The sequence below is a fragment of the Streptomyces sp. NPDC059851 genome (assembly GCF_042732005.1).
GTDB lineage: Bacteria > Actinomycetota > Actinomycetes > Streptomycetales > Streptomycetaceae > Streptomyces.
Genome location: NZ_JBHWJJ010000016.1, coordinates 12,971 through 24,579 on the forward strand (window position 1 = coordinate 12,971; position 11,609 = coordinate 24,579).

At 74.1% G+C, this 11,609-nt stretch carries 8 protein-coding genes; 5 read left to right on the top strand and 3 right to left on the bottom strand.

What is annotated here, in order from left to right; all coding sequences use genetic code 11:
• Nucleotides 1-10 precede the first annotated feature (10 nt).
• The gene (locus ACFV7Q_RS07945; RefSeq protein WP_385425018.1) at nt 11-1,618 is read right to left on the bottom strand and encodes an SDR family oxidoreductase; all 1,608 of its coding nucleotides are present in this window, start codon (nt 1,616-1,618) and stop codon (nt 11-13) included.
• A 196-nt stretch (nt 1,619-1,814) separates the two neighbouring features.
• Between ACFV7Q_RS07945 and ACFV7Q_RS07950 the strand changes: the two genes are divergently transcribed.
• From ACFV7Q_RS07950 to ACFV7Q_RS07960, 3 genes are all read left to right on the top strand, one after another.
• Nucleotides 1,815-2,294, top strand: coding sequence for an Lrp/AsnC family transcriptional regulator (locus tag ACFV7Q_RS07950; protein ID WP_385425020.1), 480 nt, complete (start codon nt 1,815-1,817; stop codon nt 2,292-2,294).
• 126 nt (nt 2,295-2,420) lie between these two features.
• Nucleotides 2,421-3,785, top strand: a complete 1,365-nt coding sequence (locus ACFV7Q_RS07955) for a cytochrome P450 (RefSeq protein WP_385425023.1) — start codon at nt 2,421-2,423, stop codon at nt 3,783-3,785.
• Between the two features lie 179 nt (nt 3,786-3,964).
• On the top strand, nt 3,965-5,173 hold the full coding sequence (locus tag ACFV7Q_RS07960; protein WP_385425026.1) for an FAD-dependent oxidoreductase: 1,209 nt from the start codon (nt 3,965-3,967) through the stop codon (nt 5,171-5,173).
• A 53-nt stretch (nt 5,174-5,226) separates the two neighbouring features.
• Here ACFV7Q_RS07960 and mltG read toward each other — a convergent pair whose 3' ends face one another.
• Both mltG and ACFV7Q_RS07970 read right to left on the bottom strand, forming a co-directional pair.
• Nucleotides 5,227-6,129, bottom strand: a complete 903-nt coding sequence (mltG, locus tag ACFV7Q_RS07965) for an endolytic transglycosylase MltG (RefSeq protein WP_385425029.1) — start codon at nt 6,127-6,129, stop codon at nt 5,227-5,229.
• A gap of 55 nt (nt 6,130-6,184) precedes the next feature.
• Entirely contained in the window at nt 6,185-8,035 is a 1,851-nt protein-coding gene (locus ACFV7Q_RS07970) for an ABC transporter ATP-binding protein (protein ID WP_385425031.1), read from the bottom strand.
• A gap of 101 nt (nt 8,036-8,136) precedes the next feature.
• On the opposite strand from ACFV7Q_RS07970, the gene ACFV7Q_RS07975 reads away from it, so the two are divergent.
• Complete coding sequence (locus tag ACFV7Q_RS07975) at nt 8,137-8,598, top strand: MarR family winged helix-turn-helix transcriptional regulator (RefSeq protein ID WP_385425033.1); 462 nt, start codon at nt 8,137-8,139, stop codon at nt 8,596-8,598.
• A 25-nt stretch (nt 8,599-8,623) separates the two neighbouring features.
• Nucleotides 8,624-11,560 (top strand): FAD-binding and (Fe-S)-binding domain-containing protein, encoded by a 2,937-nt coding sequence (locus tag ACFV7Q_RS07980; RefSeq protein ID WP_385425035.1) that lies wholly within the window; start codon nt 8,624-8,626, stop codon nt 11,558-11,560.
• The last annotated feature ends 49 nt before the right edge of the window (nt 11,561-11,609 follow it).

Sequence of the window (11,609 nt, forward strand, 5' to 3'; positions counted from 1 at the left end):
TCGCTCCGCTTCAGGGCCGCCCGTGCTCCGGGGGACGGCTGTCATCGGGTACTTCGGCCGGTACGGGTGCGGCGGATGCGCCGGGAGCGGCGGGAGCCGTGTTCGCCTCGTCGTCCAGGCGCTGTGCGGCGCGGGCGATGTTGCGGGCCATGCCGCCGAAGACCACGGCGTGGAACGGGGACACGCTCCACCAGTAGAGGTGTCCGAGCAGTCCGTGCGGGTGGAACAGGGCCCGCTGCCGGTAGCGCGAGCCGCCTTCGGCCCCGGTGTCGGGATCGGGATCGCGCTCCGGGTCGGGCTCGGCGTACATCTCCAGCCAGGCCAGTCCCGGCAGCCGCATCTCGGCGCGCAGCCGCAGCAGCCGGCCCGGCTCGATCTCCTCCACCCGCCAGAAGTCCAGGGAGTCCCCCACCCGCAGCCGGGCCGCGTCGCGCCGGCCGCGGCGGATGCCGACGCCTCCGACGAGCCGGTCCAGCCAGCCCCGTACCGCCCAGGCCAGCGGGAAGGAGTACCAGCCGTTCTCGCCGCCGATGCCCTCGACGACCCGCCACAGGGCGCCGGGCGAGGCGTCGACGGCGAGCTCCCGCCGGTCCGTGTAGAGGCTGCCGCCCGCCCAGTCGGGGTCGGTGGGCAGCGGGTCGCTCGGTGCGCCGGGCACGGCGGCGGAGGACCAGCGGGTGGTCACCCGGGCCTCCCGGACCCGCTGCAGGGCGAGTTCCAGCGCCCGGTCCAGCCCGATCGGGGTGCCGGGCGGGTCGGGGACCCAGCGGGCGATGTCGTGCTCGGCGCAGACCACCTCGTGGCGCAGGGATTCGGCGAGGGGCCGGGCCAGGGCCCGCGGCACCGGTGTGACCAGGCCGATCCAGTGGCTGGACAGGCGGGGGGTCAGCATCGGCACGCGCATGATGAATCGTGGGGGGAGCTGGGCGACGGCGGCGTAGCGGTGCATCATCGCCTCGTACGTGACGACGTCGGGACCTCCGATGTCGAAGGCCCGGCTGACGTGGGGCGGCATGGCGGCGCTTCCGACGAGGTAGCGCAGGACGTCGCGGACGGCGATGGGCTGGACGCGGGTGCCGACCCAGCTGGGGGTGACCATGACGGGCAGCCGTTCGGTGAGGTAGCGCAGCATCTCGAAGGACGCCGAGCCGGAGCCGATGATCACCGCGGCGCGCAGGACGGTGGTCGGCACCCCGGAGGCGAGCAGGATCCGGCCGACCTCGGCGCGGGAGCGCAAGTGCGGGGAGAGCGCGTGCACGGGGATGCCGGCCGGGGTGAGGCCGCCCAAGTAGACGATGCGGCGGACGCCCGCGGCACGGGCCTGTTCGGCGAAGATCCGGGCGGCCGCCCGGTCGCGGTCCTCGAACCCGGATCCGGCGCCGAGGGCGTGGACGAGGTAGTAGGCGACGTCGATGCCGCGCAGGGCCGCCGCGACGGAACCTTCGTCGCCGACATCACCGCGGACGATCTCGACCCGCCCCGCCCACGGGTGATCGCGCAGTTTCTCGGGGGACCGGGCCAGGCAGCGGACCCGGTGGCCGGCGTCGAGGAGCTCGGGCACCAGCCGGCCGCCGATGTAGCCGGTGGCCCCGGTGACGAGACACTGCAGACCGCTCATGACTTCCCTTTCGCTCGCTCCTCGGCTCCTGCCCCGTACGGGGACCCCGTCTCCTGGCCCGCAGGGGATTCGGGTGGGCCGGCGTGCCCGGATGCACCCCGGCCGCAGCCACAGCCGCAGCCCCGACGCCGAGGGCGATGCCGAGGCCGAGGCGGTAGCGGACGGGAGGGCACTGGGCCATTGGTACAGTCGCGGCATGGTGGTGGACGAACTCGACACCCGGATTCTGCGCCTGCTGATCGAAGAGCCGCGGACCAGTCTCCGCGAGTACGCCCGGATCCTCGGGGTCGCCCGCGGCACCCTCCAGGCCCGGCTCGACCGGCTGGAGCGCACCGGTGTGATCACCGGGACGGGCCCCGTGCTCTCCCCGGCGGCGCTCGGCCATCCGGTGCTGGCGTTCGTGCACATCGAGGTCACCCAGGGCCACCTGGACGAGGTCGGCGAGGCGCTGGCGGAGGTCCCCGAGATCATCGAGGCGTTCTCGATAACGGGCGGCGGGGACCTGCTGACCCGGGTCGCAGCACGGGACAACGAGCACCTGGAGGACGTGATCCAGCGGCTGATCCGGTTGCCGGGCGTGGTCCGGACCCGGACCGAGGTGGCACTGCGGGAGCGGGTGGCGCACCGGCTGCTGCCGTTGGTCGAGGCCGTGGGACGGGCGGCCCGCAAACCCTGACGGCCCCCGACGGGCCCTGACAGCCCCCGACGGCCCCGAACCGTCCGTTCCGTACGGCCCCGAACCACCCGTCGCGCCCTGCCCGTTCGGCCCGGGGCCTGGCGGGGCGCGCCGGGCGCTGCGACCATGCGTGACGTGACCGCCACCCTGCTGCCCCCGGGCACCGAGCGCGGACCGCGCCGGTGGCCCGTCGTCGGGAACCTGCCGGCCTTCGCCCGCGATCCCCTGGCCTTCTTCGAGTCCCTGCGCGACGAGTACGGCGACTGGGTGCCGTGGGCCCTCGGCCCGAAGCGCAACGTCCTGGTCTCCCGGCCCGAGCACGCCGGTGAACTGTTGGCCGCCGTGGAGAAGACGTTCCGGCCCACGGAGCTGGGCTGGGCCTTCCACCAGCTGCTCGGGGACGGTGTGGTCGTGTCCACCGGCGCGGACTGGCGGCGCAAGCGGGCTCTGGTCCAGCCGGCCGTCCGCCCGCGGCAGGTCCGCTCGTACGCCGCCACGATGGTGGAGTGCGCCGACGCGCTGACCCGCGGCTGGGCCGAGGGCGGGCGCATCGACGTGCACCGGGAGATGGCCGGGCTCACCCAGCGGATAGCGGTGCGCACCCTGTTCGGCAGCGACGCGGCCGGCCGGGAGGCCCCGATCAGCGCGGCCATGGCCACGGCCCAGCGGGAACTGGGCGCCGAGTTCCGCGGTCTGACGCTGTTCCTGCCGCCGTGGGTCCAGACTCCGGGGCGGCGCCGGATGCGCCGGGCCGTGGCCGTCCTGGACCGGGAGATCGCACACGTCATCCGGGAGCACGAGGCGGCCTCGGCCGGCGGGGCGGAGCGGGACGACCTGCTGAGCCGGTTGTTGGCCGCCCGCGACGAGCACGGCGGGCCGCTGTCGCGCAAGGAGCTGCGGGACGAGTCGATCACGCTCTACATCGGCGGGCACGAGACCACCTCGACCACCCTGACCTGGGCCTGGCAGCTGCTGTCGGCCGCTCCCGGGGCGCGGGCCCGGCTGACGGAGGAGCTGGACCGGGTGCTCGGCGGGCGGTTGCCCGCGTACGAGGACTACGAGCGGCTGACCTGGACCCGACAGGTGGTCAAGGAGGCGCTGCGCATGTACCCGCCGGTCTGGCTGATCTCGGCGGTCGCCGGGGAGGGGGCGACGATCGGCGGGCGGAGCGTGCCCGAGGGGACGGCGGTGTGGACCAGCCCGTGGTCCATGCACCGGGACGGGCGCTGGTTCCCCGACCCGGGGGCCTTCCGCCCGGAACGCTGGGACGCGGATGCGGTCCGGCCCGCGGCGGAGCAGGCCTGGATCCCCTTCGGCGGCGGGCCACGGGCCTGCCTGGGCGCCCGGTTCGCCCTGGTGGAAGCGGTGCTCGTACTGGCGGTGCTGGCCCGGCGCTTCCACCTGGACACCGGTCCCGAGCCGGCCGCGGTCTTCCCCGGGCTGACGCTCCAGCCGGCCGGGCCGGTGCCGGCGACGCTGCGGCGGCCCTGACCCGGTACGGAGGGACCCGGGCGGAGCTCCGGCCCGGGCGGCCCCGGGCCGGTCGGGTCCCGGGCCGGTCGGGTCCCGGGCCGGTCGGGTCCCGGGCCGGTCGGGTCCCGGGCTCGACGAACCTCCGGCCGGCGGGGAAGATCCCGACCCCCGTCCGAGTTAGTAGAACCGTGAACGAAATGACGCGGGAGACGGGGGAGGTCGCCTCCGCCGGCGGGAACGCAGGCGGGGAGGTCGACGTGGTGGTCGTGGGTGCCGGGCAGGCGGGCCTGTCCAGCGCCTATCACCTGGCGCGGGCGGGCATCGGCCACGTGGTCCTGGACCACGCACCCCGCCCGGGCGGCGCGTGGCAGTTCCGCTGGCCCTCGCTGACGTACGGCAAGGTGCACGGCATGCATGCACTGCCCGGCATGGAGCTCGTGGACGCCGACCCGCTGCGGCCGTCGTCAGCGGTGATCGGCGAGTACTTCACCGCGTACGAGCAGCGGTTCGACCTGGACGTACGCCGCCCCGTGCACGTGACGGCGGTACGGGAGGGTGCCGGCGGGCGGCTGCGGGTGGAGTCCTCGGCGGGCGCCTGGTCCGCGAGGGCGCTGATCAATGCCACCGGCACCTGGGACCGGCCCTTCTGGCCCCGCTATCCGGGCCAGGCGTCCTTCCAGGGGCGTCAGCTGCACACGGCCGGCTACCCGGGGCCGCAGGCGTTCGCCGGGGCCCGGGTGGTCGTGGTCGGCGGCGGCACCTCGGCGGTGCAGCACCTGCTGGAGATCGCGCAGGTGGCGGCCGCGACGACGTGGGTGACGCGCCGGCCCCCGGTGTTCCGGGACGGGACCTTCGGTGAGGCGGAGGGCCGGGCGGCCGTGGCCCTGGTCGACGCGCGGGTACGGCAGGGGTTGCCGCCGCAGAGCGTGGTCAGCGTGACGGGGCTGCCCCTGAACGAGGCCGTGCGGGAAGGGATCGCCTCGGGCGTGCTGGACCGTCGGCCGATGTTCGAGCGGATCACGCCGACGGGTGTGGCCTGGGGGGACGGGCAGGAGCTGCAGGTCGACGTGATCCTGTGGGCGACGGGGTTCCGGGCGGCCGTGGACCACCTGTCTCCGCTGCGCCTGCGGGAACCGGGCGGCGGGATCCGTCTCGACGGCACCCGCGCCGTCCGTGACGAGCGCGTCCACCTCGTCGGGTACGGCCCGTCGGCGTCGACGATCGGCGCCAACCGGGCGGGCGGCGCGGCGGTCCGCGAGATCCGCCGCCTGCTGGCCCACGCCGCGCAGGATGCCGGGGCGGACTCCCGGGGTGCGCACTTCGGGAGCGCGGACTTCCGGGAGGCCGAGGCCGTCTTCCGCGGGGCCGGCGGCGCGCGGGGGGTCCTCGAACCGGCCGGCGCCTGAGGGGCGGACACCGAGGGGCCGGACCTACCCTGCCGGCCCTCCCTGGGCGGGGCCTACCCGGGCGGAGATCCCGCCTGCGCCCGTCCGGCGCCCGTCCCCGCGCCGGCGGGTACCGCGTCAGCGGCTGCGGCGCGAACGCGGTTGAAGTCCGCCACGTGCCTCTTGTGCTCCTTGTACGTCGCCGAGAAGCGGGTGTCCCCCTGCTTGACGGTGACGAAGTAGAGCCAGTCGCCGGGCGTCGGCGCCACGGCCGCAGCCATGGCCTGGAGCCCCGGGCTGTCGATCGGCGTCGGCGGGAGTCCCTGACGGCGGTAGGTGTTGAAGGGGTGGTCGATACGCGTGTCGCTGATCTTGGTGTCCACGGTCCGGCGGTTCAGCGCGTAATTGATGGTGGAGTCCATCTGGAGCGGCATCGACCGCGCCAGCCGGTTGTGTACGACGCGGGCGACCTTGCCCATGTCGGCGCGGGAATCGGCCTCGGCCTCGACGATGCTGGCGAGGGTGGCCGTCTGGTACGGGGTCATCCCGTGCGCCTTGGCGCCCTCGGCGACGGCTCGCGTCGCGAGCTTCTGGTTGGCCGTCCGCACCATGTGGGCGAGCAGCTCGGCGGCGGTGGTCCGGGAGGTCACCGGGTACGAGGCAGGGAAGAGGAAGCCCTCCGGGTTGCCCTTCGCCTCCGCCGGCAGGGCCAGTCCGGCCGTGGCCGCAGCGGCTTTCGCGGAGCCGGCCGGGAGTTCCAGCTCGCGGTCGATGGCCGCGTAGACCTGGGGGGCGCGCCAGCCTTCGGGGATGACCAGTACGCGCGGCTTGGTGGGGGCCTCCGCCTCCTCCTCCCGCAGCAGCGGTCCGAGGGTGACGACCGTCCCGATGACGAGCAGCATGCCGAGGAAGAGCGCCAGACGGCCCCGGCGGGTGAGCCGGTAACGACGCCGTGGCGGCCAGTACTCATGACGCATGCGGGCACGCTAACCCGCGAACCGCCGCATTCCCGGCATCACACCCCCGCACCCGTCATACGATCACACGTTCCGCCGTGGGCGGGTGGGCGCGGGCCGCCTCCCGGTCCCGCTGGACCAGGGCGGCGTACCGGCCGCCGGCCGCCAGCAGCTCCTCGTGCGTGCCGCGCTCGGCGATACGGCCCTCGTCGAGGACGACGATCTGGTCGGCGTCACGGATGGTCGAGAGTCGGTGCGCGATGGTGATCGTGGTGCGGCCCGCGGAAAGTGTGTCGATGGCCTGCTGGACGGCGTGCTCCGTCCGGGTGTCGAGGGCACTGGTGGCCTCGTCGAGGATCAGCACGGGTGGGTCGCGCAGGATGGTGCGGGCGATGGCGAGGCGCTGTTTCTCGCCACCGGAGAAGCGGTAACCGCGCTCGCCGACGAGCGTGTCGTACCCGTCGGGCAGGGAGGCGATGTGGTCGTGGATCTGGGCGGCTCGGGCCGCCGCGGCGATCTCCTCGTCGGTGGCGTCCGGTTTGGCGAAGCGCAGGTTGTCCGCGACCGACGCATGGAAGAGGTAGGTCTCCTGGGAGACCACGCCTATGGACCGGGCCAACGAGTCGAAGTCGAGGTCGCGCACGTCCACCCCGTCGAGGGCGACCCGGCCGCCGGTGACGTCGTACAGCCGGGGCACCAGGTAGCTGAGGGTGCTCTTGCCGGAGCCCGTCGGGCCGACCACGGCGAGGGAGCCGCCGGCCGGGACGGTGATGTCGATCCCCGACAGGGTGGGCCCGCTCTCGGCGTCGTACGCGAAGTGGACGTCCTCGAGGCGGACGTCACCCCTGGCCCGCTCCAGGCGCACGGGGTCCGCGCGCTCGGTGATGTCCACCGGCAGGTCGAGGTACTCGAAGATGCGGGCGAACAGGGCGAGCGAGGTCTGGATCTGTACGCCGGTCGACAGCAGGCTCACGGCGGGCCGGAACAGGCCCTGCTGGAGCGTGACGAAGGCGACGAGCGTACCCACGGAGAGGGAGGGGGCGCCCGACTGCAGGGCCATGCCGGCGGCCCAGTAGATGAGCGCCGGCATGGCGGCCATGACGATGCCTATGGTGGACATCCGCCAGCGGCCGGCCATGCTGGAGCGCACTTCGAGGGCGACGAGCTTCTCGGACTCCGCGGAGAAGGAGCGGGTGAGCGAGTCGGCGCGGCCCATGGTGCGGCCCAGCAGGATGCCGCTCACCGACAGCGACTCGGTGACCGTGGCGGCCATGGCGGCCATCTGCTTCTGCCGCTGGAAGGTGATCTTCTTGCGTTCGCGGCCGACCCTCTGGCTGATCCATACGAAGAGGGGCAGCAGGAGCAGCGAGACCAGGGTGAGCCGCCAGTCCAGCGCGAGCATGGCGACGACGGAGGCGACGACGGCCGTGAGGTTGGAGACGAGCGAGGTCGCGGTGGAGGTCACGGTGGCCTGCATGCCGCCGATGTCGTTGGCGATCCGGGACTGCACCTCGCCGGTGCGGGTGCGGGTGAAGAAGGCCAGGGGCATCCGCTGGAGCTGGGTGTAGACGGCGGTGCGCAGGTCATGCATGACGCGCTGACCGACGGTCGTGGATATCAGGGTCTGCAGGACGCCGAAGACACTGGTGACGACCGCGGTGAGGATCATGCCGAGCGCGAGCAGACTGAGCAGCCCGGTGCGGCCCTCGGGGATGGCGACGTCCAGGATCTCCTTGAGCAGGAACGGCGAGGCGACACCGACCAGCGAGGACGCGCAGACGAGGAGCCCCACGACGACCAGGCGGCTGCGGTAAGGGCGGAAGAGGCCCATGATCCGGCGCAGTTCGCGCGGCCGCTCTCCGGGGCCGGGCCGGCGGGGGTCGAGGGATTCCGTCGATGGCGTCCAATTCGGTTCTTCGGAGCGCATGGGCCTCCTTCTGACGGGATTCGGACTCCCGACGACTCAGGCGAGCATAGCTCATTGTTACCTATGCTCACAATGAATCGGGTCCTGCTACTGTTCCCAGTATGAGCACCGCTTCCGAGACCGACAGCACCGACGGCGTGCTCGCCGAGCAGTTGCTGAGGCTGACCCGCCGCCTCCACCGGATCCAGAAGCGCCATCTGGAGCCGCTGGGCATCACTCCAGCCCAGAGCAGGCTGCTGCGCCTGGCCTCGTACTCCGATGGTGAACAGCCGCCCCGGATGGCGGACCTCGCCGCCCGCCTGGAGGTGGTGCCCCGCGCCGTGACGACCCTGGTGGACGGCCTGGAGGCGGCCGGCTGCGTACGCCGCGCCCCCGACCCGGCGAACCGGCGCGTCATACGGATCGAGCTCACCGACACGGGACGCGCCACGCTGCGCCGACTGCGCAGCGCGCGAACCGACGCCGCAGAGGAGATCCTGGCACCGTTGACCGCCGAGCAGCGGGACCTGCTCGGCGGCCTGCTGGCCGCCCTCACCGACGCCCCGGAGGGGCGCCGCTGCTGACGGGCCGAGGAGCGAGGGGTCGCGCATGCCGCTGCTGGAACCGAAGCCCGGGGCCCTGCGCCCGCACCGCGTCGCAGGCCCCTCCCCCGACCGCATGCCCGAGTGGCGTGCCGGCGGCACTCCCGAGCCGCTGCGCGGCGAGCTGACGGAGCTGCTGGGCGCCGAGAAGGTGCTGTGGAAGGCCTCCGACCTGGTCCGCTACTCCTCCGACGCCTCCCCGTACCGGTTCGTACCGCAGGTGGTGGTGGTCGCGGAGGACATCGACGACGTCTCCGCGGTCCTGTCGTACGCCCACGGGCACGGCCGCGAAGTCGTCTTCCGGGCCGCCGGGACCTCGCTGAACGGCCAGGCCCAGGGCGAGGACATCCTCGTCGACGTACGCCGCCACTGGGCCGGCGTCGAGGTCCTGGAGGGCGGCCGCCGGGTCCGGATCCGGCCGGGGACCACCGTGGCGCGGGCCAATGCCGCCCTCGCCCGGCACGGCCGCGTCCTCGGCCCCGACCCGGCCAGCGCGATCGCCTGCACCCTCGGCGGGGTCGTCGCCAACAACTCCTCCGGCATGACGGCGGGGACCACGAGGAACGCGTACCGGACCCTGTCCTCCCTGACCTTCGTGCTGCCCGGCGGGACCGTGGTGGACACCGCCGACCCGCTCGCCGACGAGGACCTCGCCCGCGCCGAGCCCGCCCTCTGCCGCGGCCTGATGGAGATCAAGCGGGAGATCGAGGCCGACCCGGAGCTCGTCGCCCGGATCCGGGCCAAGTACGAGATCAAGAACACCACCGGCTACCGCCTCGACGCCTATCTGGACGGCACCACCCCGGTCGAGGTCCTGCGCGGGCTCATGGTCGGCTCCGAGGGCACCCTCGGCTTCCTCGCCGAGCTGGTCTTCGACACCCTCCCCCTGGACCGCAAGGCCGCCGGTGCGCTGCTCTTCTTCCCGTCGCTGCCCGCCGCGGCCGCCGCCGTACCGCTGTTCAACGAAGCCGGCGCCCTCGCCGTCGAGGTGATGGACGGCAACACCCTGCGCGCCTCCGTCAGCGTCGCGGGCGTCCCCCGCGACTGGGCCCGCCTGCCGAAGGACACCACCGCCCTACTGGTCGAGTTCCGTGCCCCCGACGAGGCGGGCCTGGCGGAGTACGAGCGCCGCGCCGCCGGGGTGCTGGCCCGGCTGGACCTGGTCGCGCCGGTGCCCTCCGTCACCAACGCCCTCACCCGGGACCCGGGTGCCCTCCACGGCTACTGGACGGCGCGCAAGGCCTTCGTCACCGCCGTCGGCGGGGCCCGCGCCCCCGGCACCACCCTGATCACCGAGGACTTCGCCGTGCCGCCGGCGCGGCTCGCCGAGGCCTGCGGGGCGCTGCTGGCGCTCCAGGCCGAGCACGGCTTCGACGCGGCCGTCGCCGGCCATGCCGCGCACGGCAACCTGCACTTCCTGCTCGCCTTCGACGCCGCCCGGCCGTCCGACGTGGCGCGCTACGCGGCCTTCATGGACGCGTTCTGCCGGCTCACGGTGGAACGGTTCGACGGCTCGTTGAAGGCCGAGCACTCCACGGGCCGCAACATGGCCCCCTTCCTGGAGCTGGAGTGGGGGCCCGCGGCCACCGAACTGATGTGGCGCACCAAGCGGCTCGTCGACCCGGAAGGGCTGCTCGCCCCGAGGATCCTCCTCGACCGCGACCCGCAGGCCCATCTGCGCGGGCTGAAGACGATCCCCCGGATCGAGGCGGTGGCCGACCCGTGCATCGAGTGCGGCTTCTGCGAACCGACCTGCCCCAGCAAGGACCTGACGACCACGCCCCGTCAGCGCATCGTGCTGCGCCGGGAGATGATGCGGCAACAGCCGGGCTCCCGGGTGCTGGACGAGCTGCTCGCTTCCTACGGGTACGACGCCGTGGACACCTGCGCGGGCGACTCCACCTGCATGCTCGCCTGCCCGGTCGGCATCGACACCGGCGCGCTGGTGAAGGATTTCCGCCAGCGCCGGCACGGTCCGCGCGAGGAACGGGCGGCCGAACTCGCCGCCCGTCGGTTCGCGGCCGTCGAGGGCGCCGCACGGCTGGCCGTGGCCGCCGCCGGCACGGTGGCCGGCCTCGCCGGGGACCGGCTGCCGGCGGCGGTCGCGCGGGCCGCGCGCAAGGCCGTACGCCCCGACCTGGTACCGCAATGGCTGCCGCAGATCCGCGGCGCCGCCCCGCGCGCCCTCCCCGCGACCCGACGGGTCGGAGCGGCGGCCGTCTACTACCCCGCCTGCATCAACCGGATCTTCGGCGGGCCCCGGGGCGAGCCCGGGCCGAGCCTGCCGGAGGCCGTGGTGGCCGTGTCCGAGCGGGCCGGCAAGCCGGTGTGGATCCCGCCGGACACCACCGGCACCTGCTGCGCGACGATCTGGCGTTCCAAGGGGTACGACGCCGGGAACCGCGTGATGGCCAACCGGATCGTGGAGGCCGCCTGGGGCTGGACGGCCGGCGGGCGGCTGCCGCTCGTGGTCGACGCCTCCTCCTGTGCGCTGGGCATCGCGCGCGAGGTCGTACCGTACCTGACCGACGAGAACCGTGCCCTGCACGCGGAACTGACGGTCGTCGACTCCGTCGTCTGGGCGGCGCGGGAGCTGCTGCCGCGCCTGGCGGTCCGGCGTACGGCCGAATCGGCGGTCCTCCACCCCACCTGCTCGATGCGGCACTTGGGCACGGAGGGCGCGCTGCGGGCGGTGGCCGGGGCCTGCGCCCGGGAGGTGGTCGTACCGGACGACGCGGGCTGCTGCGGCTTCGCGGGCGACCGGGGAATGCTGCACCCGGAGCTGGCGGCCTCCGCCACGGCGCGCGAGGCGACGGAGGTGACGGCGCGCCAGTTCGACGCGTACCTGTCGGCGAACCGGATGTGCGAGGTGGGGATGGAACGGGCCACGGGCCGCCCCTATCACTCGGCCCTGGTCGAGCTGGAGCGCGCCACGCGTCCGTGACCTGGTGCGCGGCAGCGGCCTGGCGGAAAGTCTCGCAGCGTGACGCCGT